Raw genomic sequence first — 15698 nt, forward strand, 5'->3', positions numbered from 1 at the left:
CCGTCCGGGCAGTGGTGCGTGCCGACGGCGCTGTCCCCCGCGCCGCCGGTGTGTCCGCGCTGCCTGCGGCGCCTGCGCTGCCCGAGCCGCCGGACGTGAGCCGCCTCACGGCCGACTGGACAGGCGGGAGCGGAGAGCCTAATTTAACGATCGTTCGAAAGAGCGCATCCTGTGCGCCCACGAGAGGGGAAACCGTGCGTCGGACCGTGTTCAACGAGGACCACGAGGCTTTCCGCGAGATGGTCCGGGACTTCATCGCCAAGGAGGTCGTCCCGTCCTTCCACGAGTGGGAGGAGGCCGGAGCCGTCCCGCGGGCGATGTACCGCCGGCTCGGGGAGCTCGGCATCTTCGGCACCGACATCCCGGAGGAGTACGGCGGCGCCGGACAGCACGGCTTCAGGTACCAGGCCGTCTTCCTGGAGGAGACCCAGTACGCCTGCGTCAGCTTCGGCGGCTACAGCGGGCACAACGTCGTCATGCCCTACCTGCTCTCCCTCGGCACCGAGGAGCAGAAGCAGCGCTGGCTGCCCGGCTGCGTCAGCGGCGAGCTGATGACCGCGGTCGCCATGACCGAGCCTGGCACCGGCTCCGACCTCTCCGGCATCCAGACCTCGGCGAAGCTCTCCGAGGACGGCACCCACTGGGTCCTCAACGGCGCCAAGACCTTCATCACCGGCGGGTCCCAGGCCGACCTGGTCCTGGTGGTCTGCCGTACCTCCCCGGCCACCGCCGAGGACCGCCGCGCCGGACTGTCCATCCTGTGCGTGGACACCACCAGCGAGGGCTTCGCGGTGGGCCGCAAGCTGCAGAAGATCGGTGTGCACGCCTCGGACACCGCCGAGCTGTCCTTCTCCGACGTCCGTGTGCCGGCCGCGAACCTGCTGGGCGAGGCGGGCAAGGCCTTCTCGTACCTCACCCGCAACCTCGCCCACGAGCGGCTGGTCTTCGCCGTCAACGGCGTCGCCTCCGCCCGCGCCGCCCTGCGGCTGGCCGTCGACTACACCAAGGACCGCAAGGTCTTCGGCAAGTCCGTCGCCTCCTTCCAGAACACCAAGTTCGTCCTCGCCGAGTGCGCCGCCGAGATCGAGGCGGCCCAGGCGATGGTGGACAAGGCGATCGAGCTGCACTCCGCCCGCGAGTTCACCGCCGAGGACGCCGCCAAGGCCAAGCTGTTCTGCACCGAGACGGCCGGTCGGGTCATCGACAAGTGCCTCCAGCTGCACGGCGGCTACGGCTACATCCGCGAGTACCCGATCGCCCGGCTGTACGCCGACACCCGCGTCTCGCGGGTCTACGGCGGCACCAGCGAGATCATGAAGATCGTCATCGCCCGGTCGCTCGGCCTGTAGTCCGCCCGCCCCGTCCCACCACCACTGACCAAGGAGAGTCCGATGCGTGACGCAGTCATCGTCGACGCGGTCCGCACGCCGGTCGCCAAGGGCAAGCCGGGCGGCACCCTGTCCGGCATCCACCCCGTCGACCTGTCCGCACATGTGCTGACGTCGCTCGCGGAGCGCACCGGCCTCGACCCGGCGACCGTCGACGACGTCGTCTGGGGCTGCGTGACCCAGGTCGGCGAGCAGACCGGCTCCATCGGCCGGTACGCCGTGCTGGCCGCCGGCTGGCCCGAGCACGTCCCGGGACTCGCCGTGGACCGGCTGTGCGGGTCCTCGCAGCAGGCCGTGCACCAGGTCGCCGCGGGTGTCATCGCCGGCCAGTACGACATCGCCGTCGCCGGCGGTGTGGAGTCGATGAGCCGGGTGCCCATGGGGTCCAACAAGACGGGCCAATTCGGCGAGCCGGGCGGACCACTGGTCCGGGAGCGGTACGACAACTTCCGCTTCAACCAGGGCGTCGGCGCCGAGATGATCGCCGAGGAGTGGGGCCTGACCCGCGAGGAGCTCGACCAGCACGCGCTGGACTCGCACGCCAAGGCCGCCCGCGCCATCGACGAGGGCCGCTTCAAGGGCCAGCTCGCCCCCGTCACCGTCACGGACGCCGACGGCAACACGCGGCTCTTCGACACCGACGAGGGCGTGCGCCGCGGCGGCACCCTGGAGGGTCTCGGCGCGCTGAAGACCCCGTTCAAGGAGGGCGGCGTCATCACCGCGGGCAACGCCTCGCAGATCTCCGACGGCTCCGCCGCGCTGCTCATCACCACCAGCGAGATCGCCGCCGCCAACGGCTGGACCCCGATCGCCCGCTTCCACACCGGCGTGGTCACCGGCGTCGACCCGATCACCATGCTCAAGGGCCCGGTCCCGGCCACCCGCAAGGCGCTGGCCAAGGCGGGTCTCGCCATCGACGACATCGGCGCCTTCGAGATCAACGAGGCCTTCGCCCCCGTCTCCCTGGGCTGGCAGCGGCAGCTCGGCGCCGACTACGCCCGCCTCAACCCCAACGGCGGCGCCATCGCGCTCGGCCACCCGCTCGGCGGCTCCGGCGCCCGCCTGATGACCACCCTCGTGCACCACATGCGCGACAACGGCATCCGCTACGGCCTGCAATCCATGTGCGAGGCGGGCGGCATGGCCAACGCCACCGTCCTGGAACTGATCTGACGCCGACTCGTCCGAACCGGCAGCCGCCGGGACCGGATCCGCTGACGGGAAGGGCGGACACGCACATGGCCTCAAAGCCTCCGCTCGACGGCGTACGCGTCGTCGACCTCAGCTCCACCTTCATGGGGCCCTACTGCACGCTGCTGCTCGCGCAGTGGGGCGCCGACGTCGTCAAGGTCGAGCCGCCGGCGGGCGACGTGGTCCGCTACATCGGCGACAGCCGGGGCACCGGCATGGGGCCGGTCTTCCTCAACGTCAACCGCGGCAAGCGCGGCGTGGCGCTCGACCTCAAGCACGCCGGCGCCCGCGAGGTGCTGGAGCGGCTGGTCGGCGGCGCCGACGTCTTCGTACACAACCTGCGGCCCGCCGCCGCCCGCCGGCTGCGTATCACCGCCGAGGACGTCCTCGGAATCAACCCCCGTGCCGTGTACTGCGCCCTGCGCGGCTTCGGCGCGGGCGGCCCCTACGCGGACAGGCCGGCGTACGACGACGTGATCCAGGCCGCCAGCGGTATGGCGGCCGTCCAGGGCGGACCGGGCGGATCGGCCGAGTACCTGCGCACTGCCGCCGCCGACAAGACCGTCGGCCTGATGGCGGCCGCCGCGGTGCTGGCCGCGCTGCACGGACGGCAGGCCAGTGGCCGGGGCCAGGTGGTCGAGGTGCCGATGCTGGAGACGATGGCGGGCTTCATGCTGCTGGAGCAGCAGGGCGGCTGGGTCTTCGACCCGCCCGCCGGGCCCACCGGTTACGCCAGGACCGAGTCCCCGCACCGCCGCCCGTACCGCACCGCGGACGGCGAGCTGGCCGTGATGATCTACACGGACGGCCAGTGGCGCGCCTTCTTCGAGGCGATCGGCAGGCCCGCACTGGCGGACGACCCGAGGTACCGCACGATCCGCGAGCGCACCGAGCACATCGACGAGCTGTACGCCCTGGTGGGCGCCGAGCTGGCGACCCGCAGCACCGCCGCGTGGCAGGCCGAGCTGGACGCCCGCGACATCCCGGCGACCCGGGTCAACTCGGTCAGCGACCTCTTCGAGGACCCGCACCTGAAGGCGACGGGCTTCTTCGAGAGGGTCGACCACCCGGTCGCGGGACCGCTCAGGCTGGCCCGCCCGGCGGTGTCCGTCGGCCAGGCCGAGGTGCCGCTGCGCCCGGCCCCGGTGCTCGGCGAGCACACCGCCGAAGTGCTGCGCGAACTCGGCCTCACCGGCGCGGACATCGAGCGACTGCGCGGGGCGGGAGTGCTCCACGCGGACCGGCCGGTGACCGGCCGACCCGGACCGGCCGACACCTGACGCACCCTGAGAAAGGCACGACCATGGCAGACCTCGAGTACACGGTCCGCGACCGGATCGCGACCATCACGCTGAACCGCCCCCACCGCAAGAACGCCTTCACCCTCGACATGTGCGACGCCTGGGCGCAGGCCCTGCGCACCGCCGAGGCCGACCCCGAGGTGCGGGCCATCGTCCTCACCGGCGCGGGCGGGTCCTTCTGCTCCGGGGTGGACCTCGCCGACTTCAAGGGCGAGAAGCGCACCCCGCTCGGCGAGAAGGAGCTGCTGACCAAGCGCGTCCACCAGGTCGCCCTCGCCCTTCAGGACGTCTCCAAGCCGGTGATCGCCGCCGTCGCCGGCCCCGCCGTCGGCGCAGGAATGGACATGTCGCTGCTGTGCGACCTGCGCTTCGCCGGCCGCAGCGCCCGCTTCTCCGAGGGCTACATCAAGGTCGGGCTGGTCCCCGGCGACGGCGGCTGCTGGCTGCTGCCGCGCACCGTCGGCACGTCGACCGCGCTGCGGCTGCTGTGGACCGGCGACTTCGTCGGCGCCGAGGAGGCCCTGCGGATCGGTCTGGTCGACGAGGTCCACGACGACGAGGACCTGATGGACGCCGTGTACGCGTACGCCGCCCGGCTCGCCGAGCGCCCGCCGCTCGCCATCCAGACCATCAAGCGCGCCGTCCGCCAGGGCGCCGACCACGACCTGCGCACGCACCTGGACCTGATCTCGTCCCACATGGCCGTGATCACCTCCACCCAGGACTCCGCGGAGGCGTTCGCCGCCTTCCAGGACAAGCGCCCCGGCGTCTTCACCGGCCGCTGACCCCCGTACGAGAGGCACCACCCCCATGAACCCGTCCCCCGGACCGGACTCCTGCGCCGCCCTGCGCGTGCAGGTCCGTACGCTGACCGCCGAGTGGCGCGACGCCGGCCGCTACACGCCCCGCAGCGACTGCTGGCTGCGCTCCTTCGACCTGGAGTTCAGCAAGGAGCTCGCCTCCCGCGGGCTGATCGCCATGACCTACCCCGAGGAGTTCGGCGGCTCGGGGCGGACCAACGTCGAGCGGCTGGCGGTCACCGAGGAGCTGCTGCGCGCGGGCGCGCCGGTCGCGGCGCACTGGATCGGCGACCGGCAGATCGGCCCGTCGATCCTGCGGCACGGCTCGCGCGGGCTCCAGGCGGAGATCGTGCCGCGGATCGCCGCCGGCGAGGCGGTGTTCTGCCTCGGCATGAGCGAGCCCGAGGCGGGCTCCGACCTGGCCTCGGTGCGCACCACCGCCGAGCCGGCCGAGGGCGGCTGGCGGATCAACGGCCACAAGATCTGGACCAGCCAGGCCCACCTGGCCACCCACATCTACCTGCTGGCCCGCACCGACCGCAGCGGGCGCAAGCACGAGGGGCTGACCGAGTTCGTCGTCGACATGGACGCCGACGGCGTCTCCGTCACCCCGATTGTCGACCTGTCCGGCGAGCACCACTTCAACGAGGTGCGCTTCGAGAACGTCCTGGTCCCCGCCCACCGGGTGATCGGCGAGGTCGGCGGCGGCTGGCGGCAGGTCGTCGAGCAGCTGTCGTTCGAGCGGGGCGGCGCCGAGCGGGTGCTGTCCAGCTACCCCGTGCTGGTGGAGCTGCTCGCCGAGGCCGCCCGCCGCGCCGACGACCGGGAACTCCAGTCGCTGCTGGGCTCGCTGGTGGCCCGGCTGGCGGTGCTGCGCCGGCTCTGCTTCGAGGTGGCCCGTGCCATGGACGCCGGCGAGGCCCCGGTCCAGCAGGCCGCCTCGCTGAAGTACCTGGGCAACGCCTTCGAGCGGGACGTCATCGAGGCGCTGCGCCGCACCGGCCGGTGCCTGGACGCCGCCCCGGACTCGGTCTTCGGCCAGGCGCTGCTCGCCTCGCCCGGCTTCGGCCTGCGCGGTGGCGCGGCCGAGGTGCTGCTCTCCCTCATCGCCCGACAGGAGGCCCGTTCATGAGCCAGTTCGCGACCGAGCTGCGGGACCTGGTGGACGACCTGGTCCGCCGCACCGGACCCGCCGAGACCGCCGAGGAGCAGCGCGCCCTGTGGGCGCAGCTGCGCGAGCTGGGCCTGCCCCGAGTCGGCGTGGTGGAGGAACGGGGCGGTTCCGGCGGCAGCTTCGACGACCTGCTCGTCCTCATCGAGGCGCTGGCCGGGCACGGCGTCAGCCAGCCGGTCGTCGAGGCGGCCACCGCGGACTGGGTGCTCAGCCATGCCACGGCGGTCGACGACCGGTTCACCACCCTGGTGCTGCTGGACGCGCCGCTCGCGACGACCGGCGGTACGGTCACCGCCGAGCTGACGGCGGTGCCCTGGGCCCGCGAGGCCGACCGCTTGGTCGTCTGCGCCCCGCAGGCCCCACCGCTGGTCGTGGACCTGCGGCAAGAGGCTGTCACCGTCCGCGAGGGCGAGAACCTGGCCGGGGAGCCGCGCGACACCGTGCTGCTGTCGGCCGCGCCGGTCGCCGAGCTCGCCGGGACGCCCGCCCACGAGCTGGTCCGGGCCCGGTTCGCGCTCGCCTGGTCCACCGCGGTGGCGGGGGCGGCGCACGGCGCGTACCGGCTGACGAAGTCCTACGTCTCCGAGCGCGAGCAGTTCGGCGCCCCGCTGCTGAAGATCCCCGCGGTGGCGACCAACCTCGCCCTGATGCGGGTCGAGCTGGTGCAGGCCGACGCCGCCCTGGCCCAGGCCCGGGAGACCGGCGTGAGCGCGACCGCCGCGCAGATCACCCGGGTCGCCACGGCCGCGGCCGCCACCGCCGTCGCGCAGATCGCCCACCAGCTGCACGGGGCCATCGGCATCACCGCGGAGTACCCGCTGCAGCGCTACACCCGCCGGCTGTGGGCCTGGCGGGACGCGGTGGCGAGCGAGCGCGACTGGGCCGCGGAGCTCGGCCGCAGCGCGGCCGCCCTGGGGGAGGCAGGGATGTGGACCGTTCTCACCGCTGCCGGTCCGCGTGGGTCCTCGAGCGCGTGACCAGCTCGAAGGCCGCGCGCCGGGGTGTGTGCTCGTGACGTGCCCGTGCTCCCGTGGCGATGCCGTCGCCGCGTATGTGCCGTCGCCGCGTCGGTGCCGTCGTCCTCTCGGGGGACGGCACCGACGCGGCCTCGGTCAGCCGTTCAGCGCGTAGGCGGGCAGCGGTGGTTCACTGCCGACCTTGGGCGCGGTCAGGGTGTTGAGCGCGAAGTAGGCCCCGGTGACGAAGATGTTGGCCGGGGCTGCGAGCAGGTCGACGTTGTCGAAGGTGCCTGCGAAGCAGGTGAGGCCGCTGACGCGGTCGGCGTCGGCCGGGCCTGTGTGCGTGATGGCGTCCTTGAACAGGGCGTAGCCGACGGCGTCGGCGAGCAGGCCGGCGTGGCCGACGACGCGCAGCGGACACACGTCCTGGATCATCGAGGTGGTGACCCCGGGCATCCGGGCGGTGCTGGGCTGCGGGAAGACGATCTCGTCGTTGTAGGTGGCGATGGAGGAGTACGCGGGACCGGCCGGCAGCGGGGCGCGGCGCAGGGCGGCGATGGTGTCCGAGCCCTGGCGCAGCTGCCAGCCGACCTCGGGGCAGGAGCCGGTCACACAGAGGACGTTCCCGGCGGCGGCTCCGTCCAGCGGGCCGGCGAGCGCGACCGCGTCGTCGACCTTGGCGGCCAGGTCGGGCCAGAACCGCAGCACCCACAAGGGGTAGAAGGCCCCCTGGCTGTGACCGAGCATGGCGATCTTCCGGCCACTGGTGCCGTACATGGAGCGCACTGCGTTGACCACGTACTCGGCCTGCACGGTGACGTTGATACCGGACCGCTCGGGCAGGGTCACCGTGCACACCGGATACCCCTCCATACCTAGCGCCCGCTGGTATCCCCAGCTCCAGCTCTCCTGCGGCGTGGAGCTCGTGCCGTGGATCAGCAGGACCGGTGTCCTGGTCGCGTTCGCCAGGTTCGCCGAGCAGGACAGCGCCGCGTTGAGCGTCGCGGCGGGGGTGTTGAGGGCCGGTCCGCTGCCGCCCGCCGAGGCCGGGACGGCCGCGCCGAGCAGGAGGACCGGCAGCGCGGCGAGGGCGGCCAGAGCGGACCTCAGGTTTCCACGCCGCCGCCCGACGGATTGGGGCGATGAACGAAACACCTTTGTCTCCTTTTTTCGGTTCCCCCGGAAAGGATGGGAGGTGCCGCACCGTGCAACGCACGGTTAACGCGGCTGTCACCGACGGTGGAGGAGACCGGGGTGGGCAGGCGTCTCCGGTGCGGGAACAGATGCGGCGGCACAGCCGGGCAGGGTGTGACTGTGCCGCGGCACCCGGACGCCCGCGGGCGGTGCGGCTCCGGGTGCCGGCCGAGGGGTCCGCGGGCCGGCGTCCGGCTTCGACTGATCGTTTGTTCAGCCGCTTGTCGCAGATCGCAGGGAATCCACCTGGGAGGAGCCGCGATCTGCGACTACGATGGCATCCCCGGCTGCTCGAATGTTCAGTCATGCCATGGTTCAGCCGCCCTGGCCGGATAGGGCGCGTCATGGAGGATCGGAGTACGGTGTCCAGTCGAACCACCGCAGGCCACAAGGCCATCATCGAGGCCGCCCGGGCAGAGTTCGCGGAGCAGGGATACGGTGCGACGTCCATCCGGCACATCGCCCAGCGCGCGGGCGTGAGCCTGTCCGCCCTGTACTACTACTACAAGGGCAAGCAGGAACTCCTCGTGGCCATCATGCAGGAGGGTCTCGACGCGTACTTCGACGCGTGCGACGAGGCGCTGGCCGAGGTGGGGGACGAGCCGGCCGAGCAGCTGGAGGCGGTCGTCGGCGCCACAGTCCGGTTCCGGGCGGGCCATGCCGCCAACAGCAGCATCGTGCTGCTCGAGGGGCGCAGCCTCGAACCGGAGAACCTCGCCCACTACCGCAAGCACGAGGAGCGCGGAACGCAGCTGTTCCGCGGCATCATCGAGCGCGGAGTGGAAGACGGTACGTTCCTGACGCCCTACCCCGAGGACTCGCGTCGCGCCGTGATCGCGATGTGCAACGCGGTGGCGCAGTGGTACCGGGTGGATGGTCCCGTACCGCTCGACGAACTGGTGGAGCGGTACGTGTCGTTGGCGCTGACCGTCGTCGAGTACCGGCCCCGGGCGGCCAGGCGCGGGGCGCGCCTGTAGGAGCGTTCGCAGGCCGCCCGCCCCGCTGATCACGTCATGCGGGGCGGGCTGTTCTGCGTTCGCACCCGGCCTCCTGCACGCATCGGGTCCCTTGTTCGGATCCAGCATTTTAGCTAACGTTCGTTCAGCCGCTCGTAGGCACCTCTCCCAGCACTCCTTCGAAAGGGGAGCCGTGTCTCTCGTTATCGACGCATCGCCCGAGCCCGGGCCCGAGCACGTGTCCGCCCCCCGTGACGACGACGCACGCACCAGTCGTCGCGCCCTCGCAACGGTGGCCCTGCTCTGCTGTCTCCTCCTGGTCAACTACGCCGACAAGGCCGTCATGGGCATCGTCGGCGTCGACATGATCGACGAACTCGGTCTGACGAAGGCCGAGTTCGGCAAGGTGCAGAGCAGCTTCTTCCTCCTCTTCGCGGTCGGCGCCGTACTCGGCGGCGTGCTGATCGGGAAGATCCGCGCCCGCTGGCTGCTCGGCGCGGTCGCACTGCTCTGGGCGGTCAGTCTGGCGCCGTTGATCGGCACCGTCGGCGTGGGCGTGGTGGTCGCCTGCCGCGTGCTGCTCGGCTTCGCGGAGGGGCCCGCCACCGCCATGGCCACCGCCGTCGTGCACACCTGGTTCCCGCCGGACAAGCGCGCCGTGCCGACGTCCATCGTCATCGCGGGGGCCGGCGTCGGGCCGCTGATCGCCTCGCCGCTGCTGACCGAGCTGATGCTGCGGTACGACTGGCACGCGCCGTTCGCGGCGCTCTTCGCCGTCGGCATCGCCTGGTGCGCGCTGTGGGTGATCTTCGGTGACAGCGGCCCGGAGAAGGCGGGCGACGGGCACGGCGCAGCCGCCGCGCTGCCGGAGACGGGGCCCTTCTGGCGTCTGATGGGCACCGGCACGGTCCTCGGCCTGGTGGCCATGTTCTTCACCACCTACTGGAGCGTCGCCGTCAAGGTCACCTGGCTGACCGTGTATCTGCGGGACGGGCTCGGCTACACCGCGCGCGAGGCCGGCGTGCTGAACGCCCTGCCCTATCTGGCCGCCGCCGTGCTCCAGGTGCTGGTCGGCGTGGTCTCCGCCCGGATGACCAGGCGCGGCGTCAGCAGCCGTAGCGCCCGCTGCCTGTTCGCCGCCGGGCTCGCCGGGGCCGGCGGGCTGAGCACCATCGGCTTCGCACAGCTCGACCGCGGACCTGTGCAGATCGCCCTCATGGTCGGCGGTGCGTCCCTGGCCAGCGCCGGCTACGGCATCGGCTTGGCGGCCGTGTCCGACGTGGTGCCGGCCAAGCAGCGCGGCGCCGTCATGGGCGTCATCGTGGCCGTGTTCAGCATGGGCGGCGTCATCGCGCCGCTGCTGCTGGGCGGTCTGGTCGACTCCGCCGCCACCGCGGCGCAGGGCTACGCCGACGGATTCACCGTCGTCGGCACGGTCGTGGTGTGCGGTGCCGTCGTCGCGGCGCTGCTGTGCGACCCGGAGCGCGACGCGGCCAAGGTGCGGGCGTTCGTGTCGTGGGAGGCGACGGGCCCCGGCACCCCGGCGGGCCAGGACGCCGGGGTGGACTCCGGCACCGGGGTGCGGGACGGCGCCGGGGTGCGCGACGACGCCGGGCAGTCGTCGGGCGGCTGAGCCGCCCCTCCTGATCCCATCCGGTGGGGGCGCCCGCCCGGTACGACAACGCCGTGGGGACCGCTTACCAGAAGCGGTCCCCACGGCGTTTCGCGGGTGCGGGGGTGGTCAGCCCCGCGCGGCCCCGCCGTCCACCCACGGCAGGTGGTCGGGCAGCCCCTCCGGGATCCGGGTCGGGAAGTCCGGGCTGCGCCGCTCGAAGAAGGACTTCACGCCCTCCGAGGCGTCCGGCCCGCGCACCGTGTCGAACACCAGCCGCGAGTCCAGCCGGTGCACGGCCTCCGGGCTGTCCGCCCACGCCATCCGGTACACGAGCTGCCGGGTCAGGGCGGCGGACAGCGGGGCGACGTTGGCGGCGAGGTCGGCGGCCAGGGCGTACGCCGCGTCCAGCACGTCGTCCGGCTTGTGCAGGCTGGTCACCAGGCCCGCCGCGTACGCCTCCTCGGCGGTGAAGATCCGGCCGGAGACCAGCCAGTCCATCGCTGTTCCGAGGCCCACCAGCTTCGGCAGGAACCAGGCCGACGCGCCCTCGGGCACGATGCCGCGCCGGGTGAACGGGAAGCCGAACTTCGTCCCCTCCGCGGCCAGCCGGAAGTCCGCCGGCAGCAGCATGGTCGAGCCGACGCCCACCGCCGCACCCCGGACCGCGGCGATCACCGGCTTGTTGAGCTGGTAGAGCACCCGGGTGACCCGCCCCGCGGGCTCCTGGTAGTCGTCGGGGGCCGGCTGCGCGGGGCCGTCGCCGTCCCCGGCGGAGGAGAAGCCCCGCTTGCCGCTGCCGCCGCCGGAGAGGTCCGCGCCCACGCAGAACGTCTCGCCGGCACCGGTGAGGACCACCACGCGCACGTCGTTGTCGGCGTCCGCGGCGGTGAACGCGGCGGCCAGCTCCTCGGACATCTCCACGGTGAAGCCGTTGCGGGCCTCCGGGCGGTTCAGCGTCACGGTGGCGATGTGGTCGCGCACCTCGTAGGTGATCGTGGTGTACGGGGACATCGGGTTGCCTCTTTCGCGGGTACGGGTGGGGAGCGGCCGGCCGGATGCCGGCCGCAGACGGGTACGGCGGGCCCGGCGGCGCTCGGCCAGGGTGCCGCTCACACGCAGCCCCCGGCGTGCAGCCCGGCGATCTCCTCGTCGTCGTAGCCGAGCGAGCGCAGCACTCCGGTGGTGTGCTCGCCCACCGCCGGGACGGGATCCATCCGCGGCGTGACGCCGCGCAGCGTGGCGGGGGGCAGCAGGGCCCTGACCGGGCCGCCGGGCGTGCCGACGTCCCGCCAGCGGTCGCGGCCGGAGAGCACCGGGTGGTTCCAGTACTGGGCCACCGAGTTGAGCCGGGCGTTGGCGATGCCCGCCCGGTCCAGCAGCGCCGCCGCCTCGTCCGCGGTGAGCTCCTCGAACCGCTCGTCGAGCAGGGCGTTCAGGTCCGCGCGGTGTGCCACGCGGGCGGAGTTGCGCAGGAAGCGCTCGTCCTTCGCGAGGCCGGGGGAGTCGAGGAACTCCTCGCACAGCGACACCCACTCGCGCTCGTTCTGCACGGCCAGCAGGACCGTGTCGCCGTCGGCCGCCCGGAAGGTGCCGTACGGGGCGATGGTGGCGTGCTGGGCGCCGACCCGCGCCGGCTGGGTGCCGCTGTAGGCGGTGTAGTACGCGGGGGAGCCCATCCACTCCGACAGCGCCTCGAAGAGCGAGACCTCGAGCGCCGTGCCGCGGCCGGTGGTGGCGCGCTGCAGCAGGGCGGTCAGGATGCCGGAGTAGGCGTACATCCCGGCGGCGATGTCGGCGATGGAGACGCCGACCCGGGCGGGCCCGTCGGGTGTGCCGGTGAGCGAGACCAGACCGGTCTCGCACTGCACCAGCATGTCGTAGGCCTTGCGGTCGGCCCACGGGCCGTCGTTGCCGTAGCCGGAGATGTCGCAGACCACCAGCCGCGGATGGCGGGCGGTCAGCTCGTCGGCGCCCAGGCCGAGGCGGCGGGCGGCCCCCGGGGCGAGGTTCTGGACGAAGACGTCGGCCTCCGACAGCAGCCGCGCCAGGACCTCACGTCCGCCCGGCGTCTTGATGTCGAGGGTGACGGACTCCTTGGAGCGGTTCAGCCAGACGAAGTAGCTGGACTGCCCGTGCACCGACTCGTCGTAGCCGCGGGCGAAGTCGCCGGCGCCGGGCCGCTCGACCTTGATCACGCGGGCGCCGAGGTCGGCGAGCTGGCGGGTGGCGAACGGGGCGGCCACAGCCTGCTCCAGGCTCACCACCGTGATTCCGGCGAGGGGCAGGGCGGTCATACGGGTCTCCTTGACACCACTTGGGTGCTGTGGTTGCCTTCACACGCGTCGTTGATTGAACGATCGTTAAACTACCAGGACCGGTGACGGTCGGACAGATCTGCCCGTCGTCGCCCGGATCACAACGATGTGAGCAGGAGGCAGTGCAGCGATGAGCGCAGTCAAGGTCCACGACCGGCTGTACATCGGCGGCCAGTGGGTCGAGCCGTCGGGTACGGACGTCATCGAGGTCGTCAACCCGCACACCGAGGAGGTCGTCGGACGCGTTCCGCACGCCTCGCCGAAGGACGCCGACCGCGCCGTGGCCGCCGCCCGGGAGGCGTTCGACCACGGTCCGTGGCCGAGGATGACGCTCGCCGAGCGGATCGCGGTCGTCACCCGGATCAAGGACGCCCTCGCCGCCCGCGCCCCCAAGCTGGCCGCGTTGATCTCCTCGCAGAACGGCTCGCCGATCACCTTCTCGGTGCCCGGCCAGGTGCTGAGTGCGGTGATGACGTACGCCGCCACCGCCGGCGCCGCGCAGGAGTTCGCCTTCGAGGAGTGGCGCCACGGGATGGGCGGCCCGGTCCTGGTCCGCCACGAGCCGGTCGGCGTCGTCGCCGCGGTCGTGCCGTGGAACGTGCCTCAGTTCGTCACCGCCACCAAGCTCGCCCCCGCCCTGATCGCCGGCTGCGCCGTCGTGCTCAAGGCATCCCCGGAGACCCCGCTGGACGCCTACGTCCTGGCCGAGGTCGCCGAGGCGGCCGGCCTGCCCGCCGGCGTGCTGAACGTGCTGCCCGCCGACCGGGAGACCAGCGCGTACCTCGTCGCCCACCCCGACGTCGACAAGGTCGCCTTCACCGGGTCCGTCGCCGCCGGCAAGAAGGTCATGGAGAGCGCGGCGCAGAACCTGCACCGCGTCACCCTGGAGCTCGGCGGCAAGTCCGCCGCGATCATCCTGCCCGACGCCGACCTCGCCGCGGTGGTGCCGGGCGTCCTCCAGGGCTCTTTCATGAACAACGGCCAGGCGTGCATCGCGCTCACCCGCATCCTGGTCCCGGACAGCCGCTACGACGAGATCGCCGGCGCGCTGACCGCCGCCGTGGGCGCGATGAAGGTCGGCGACCCGCTCGACCCGCGGACCAGGATCGGACCCCTGGTGACCCGGCGCCAGCAGCAGCGCAGCCTGGACTACATCCGCATCGCCCAGGACGAGGGCGCCACGCTCCTCACCGGCGGCGGCGTGCCCGGGCACCTGGACAAGGGCTGGTACGTGGAGCCGACCCTCTTCGGCGACGTGACCAACGACATGCGCATCGCCCGCGAGGAGGTCTTCGGCCCGGTCATCTGCCTGATCCGGTACGAGGACGAGGCCGACGCGATCCGGATCGCCAACGACTCCGACTTCGGCCTCAGCGGCGCGGTGTGGGCCGGCGACATCGAGCACGGCCTGGAGGTCGCGCGGCAGATCCGCACCGGCACCTTCAACGTCAACACCTGCCGTGTCGACTTCATGGGGCCGTTCGGCGGCTTCAAGAACTCCGGCATCGGGCGGGAGTTCGGCGTGGAGGGCTTCCGGGCCTACCTGGAGCCGAAGGCCGTCTACCTCCCGCCGACCGCCAAGATCCCCGAGACGGAGCAGAAGAAGACCATGCGAGCCGCCATCCTGCAGCAGACCGGCGACGAGACGCTGGACGTCCGCGACGACGTCACCACGCAGGCGGTCACCGCCGGCAAGGTCCGCATCGAGATGCACTCGGCGAGCCTGTGCCACTCCGACGTCTCCGCCATGAACGGCACCATCGTCCTGCCCACCCCGATCGTCCCCGGCCACGAGGGCGCGGGCGTCGTGACCGAGGTCGGCGAGGGCGTCACCCACGTCAAGCCCGGTGACCGCGTGGTGGTCTGCTGGATGCCGCCGTGCGGGTCCTGCCCGTCCTGCGAGCGGGGCGAGGGCCACATGTGCGCCTCCGGCTACACCGGCTTCACCACCCCCAACTTCGGAGCCTCCGGCAACGCCGTGTTCGGCTTCTCGGGCGCCGGCACCTTCGCCGAGGAGATCGTCGTCGCCGCCAACGTGGCCGTGCCGATCCCCGACGACGTGCCCTTCGAGATCGCCGGCCTGATCGGCTGCGGTGTCACCACCGGTATCGGCGCCGCCCTGAACACCGCGAAGGTCCACGAGGGCGCCAAGGTCGCCGTCATCGGCTGCGGCGGCGTGGGCATCAGCGCCATCCAGGGCGCCAAGGTCGCCGGCGCCTCCGTGATCGTCGCCGTCGACCCCGTCGCCCAGCGCCGCGAGTGGGCGCTGGAGCTCGGCGCCACGCACGCCGTCGCCCCGGACGACCTGAAGGCGCTCAGCGGCAAGCTGACCGGCGGCGAGGGCTTCGACTACGTCTTCGAGGTCGTCGGAAAGCCCGCCACCCTGCGCGCGGCCTGGGACGCCACCCGTCGCGGCGGCAAGGTCGTGCTGGTCGGCGTCGGCGCCGCGAAGGACTTCCCGAAGATCAACATGTCGGAGCTGGTCCTCAGCGAGAAGGCGATCCTGCCCTCCTTCTACGGCGGCCAGGACGTGCTGAAGTCCTTCACGGAGATCACCGAGCTGTGGCGCTCCGGCAAGATCGACCTGGAGAAGATGATCACCCACCGGGTGCCCCTGGCCGACGTCAACGAGGCGGTCCGGCAGATGCACACCGGCGAGGCGCTGCGCACCGTCATCGACGTGCGCTGACGCCCCCGGCCACGGGCGGTGCGGCCACGGCGGGCCGGCCGTGCTGGCCAACTCCTGGCTGGAGGGCAGCTACTCCGAGACGTACCCGGACATCAGCCGCGACGCGGAGGGCATGG

The 15698-nt window shown here is 72.4% G+C and carries 12 protein-coding genes and 2 pseudogenes; 11 read left to right on the top strand and 3 right to left on the bottom strand.

Annotated features, from left to right (window positions below; all coding sequences use genetic code 11):
• Positions 1-194: 194 nt before the first annotated feature.
• From AB0M28_RS27115 to AB0M28_RS27140, 6 genes are all read left to right on the top strand, one after another.
• A complete protein-coding gene (locus tag AB0M28_RS27115) occupies positions 195-1349 on the top strand; it encodes an acyl-CoA dehydrogenase family protein (protein WP_365410266.1) in 1155 nt (384 codons plus the stop codon).
• 42 nt (positions 1350-1391) lie between these two features.
• A complete protein-coding gene (locus tag AB0M28_RS27120) occupies positions 1392-2561 on the top strand; it encodes a thiolase family protein (RefSeq protein WP_365410269.1) in 1170 nt (389 codons plus the stop codon).
• Between the two features lie 65 nt (positions 2562-2626).
• Positions 2627-3859: a CoA transferase gene (locus tag AB0M28_RS27125; protein ID WP_365410272.1), complete on the top strand. Its 1233-nt coding sequence runs from the start codon at positions 2627-2629 to the stop codon at positions 3857-3859.
• Positions 3860-3882: 23 nt separating this feature from the next.
• Positions 3883-4665, top strand: coding sequence for an enoyl-CoA hydratase-related protein (locus tag AB0M28_RS27130; protein ID WP_365410275.1), 783 nt, complete (start codon positions 3883-3885; stop codon positions 4663-4665).
• Between the two features lie 25 nt (positions 4666-4690).
• Complete coding sequence (locus tag AB0M28_RS27135) at positions 4691-5812, top strand: acyl-CoA dehydrogenase family protein (RefSeq protein WP_365410277.1); 1122 nt, start codon at positions 4691-4693, stop codon at positions 5810-5812.
• Entirely contained in the window at positions 5809-6831 is a 1023-nt protein-coding gene (locus AB0M28_RS27140; protein ID WP_365410280.1) for an acyl-CoA dehydrogenase family protein, read from the top strand. The genes AB0M28_RS27135 and AB0M28_RS27140 overlap by 4 nt, the downstream gene beginning before the upstream one ends.
• A 135-nt stretch (positions 6832-6966) precedes the next feature.
• Here AB0M28_RS27140 and AB0M28_RS27145 read toward each other — a convergent pair whose 3' ends face one another.
• Positions 6967-7968, bottom strand: a complete 1002-nt coding sequence (locus tag AB0M28_RS27145; protein WP_365410283.1) for an alpha/beta fold hydrolase — start codon at positions 7966-7968, stop codon at positions 6967-6969.
• Positions 7969-8369: 401 nt separating this feature from the next.
• Between AB0M28_RS27145 and AB0M28_RS27150 the strand changes: the two genes are divergently transcribed.
• On the top strand, positions 8370-8984 hold the full coding sequence (locus AB0M28_RS27150; RefSeq protein ID WP_365410286.1) for a TetR/AcrR family transcriptional regulator: 615 nt from the start codon (positions 8370-8372) through the stop codon (positions 8982-8984).
• A gap of 172 nt (positions 8985-9156) precedes the next feature.
• Positions 9157-10596: an MFS transporter gene (locus AB0M28_RS27155; protein ID WP_365410289.1), complete on the top strand. Its 1440-nt coding sequence runs from the start codon at positions 9157-9159 to the stop codon at positions 10594-10596.
• 108 nt (positions 10597-10704) lie between these two features.
• Here AB0M28_RS27155 and AB0M28_RS27160 read toward each other — a convergent pair whose 3' ends face one another.
• Both AB0M28_RS27160 and AB0M28_RS27165 read right to left on the bottom strand, forming a co-directional pair.
• Entirely contained in the window at positions 10705-11691 is a 987-nt protein-coding gene (locus AB0M28_RS27160) for an enoyl-CoA hydratase-related protein (protein ID WP_365410291.1), read from the bottom strand.
• Entirely contained in the window at positions 11688-12872 is a 1185-nt protein-coding gene (locus AB0M28_RS27165) for a CaiB/BaiF CoA-transferase family protein (protein ID WP_365410294.1), read from the bottom strand. The genes AB0M28_RS27160 and AB0M28_RS27165 overlap by 4 nt, the downstream gene beginning before the upstream one ends.
• Positions 12873-13023: 151 nt before the next feature.
• Between AB0M28_RS27165 and AB0M28_RS27170 the strand changes: the two are divergent.
• The 3 genes and pseudogenes from AB0M28_RS27170 to AB0M28_RS27180 form a co-directional block, all read left to right on the top strand.
• Positions 13024-14463 (top strand): annotated as a pseudogene (locus tag AB0M28_RS27170) (aldehyde dehydrogenase); the annotation flags it as partial.
• Positions 14464-14502: 39 nt separating this feature from the next.
• Entirely contained in the window at positions 14503-15582 is a 1080-nt protein-coding gene (locus AB0M28_RS27175; RefSeq protein WP_365410299.1) for a Zn-dependent alcohol dehydrogenase, read from the top strand.
• Positions 15583-15613: 31 nt separating this feature from the next.
• Positions 15614-15698, top strand: a pseudogene (locus AB0M28_RS27180) (hypothetical protein); the annotation flags it as partial.

Source organism: Streptomyces sp. NPDC051940 (genome assembly GCF_040680895.1).
Taxonomy (GTDB): Bacteria; Actinomycetota; Actinomycetes; order Streptomycetales; family Streptomycetaceae; genus Streptomyces.

Bases quoted from the DNA above. Each gene is read 5' to 3' on its own strand.
- AB0M28_RS27120 (WP_365410269.1), top strand. From the start codon at position 1,392: ATGCGTGACGCAGTCATCGTCGACGCGGTCCGCACGCCGGTCGCCAAG.
- AB0M28_RS27125 (WP_365410272.1), top strand. From the start codon at position 2,627: ATGGCCTCAAAGCCTCCGCTCGACGGCGTACGCGTCGTCGACCTCAGC.
- AB0M28_RS27130 (WP_365410275.1), top strand. From the start codon at position 3,883: ATGGCAGACCTCGAGTACACGGTCCGCGACCGGATCGCGACCATCACG.
- AB0M28_RS27135 (WP_365410277.1), top strand. From the start codon at position 4,691: ATGAACCCGTCCCCCGGACCGGACTCCTGCGCCGCCCTGCGCGTGCAG.
- AB0M28_RS27140 (WP_365410280.1), top strand. From the start codon at position 5,809: ATGAGCCAGTTCGCGACCGAGCTGCGGGACCTGGTGGACGACCTGGTC.
- AB0M28_RS27165 (WP_365410294.1), bottom strand. From the start codon at position 12,872: ATGACCGCCCTGCCCCTCGCCGGAATCACGGTGGTGAGCCTGGAGCAG.
- AB0M28_RS27175 (WP_365410299.1), top strand. From the start codon at position 14,503: ATGCGAGCCGCCATCCTGCAGCAGACCGGCGACGAGACGCTGGACGTC.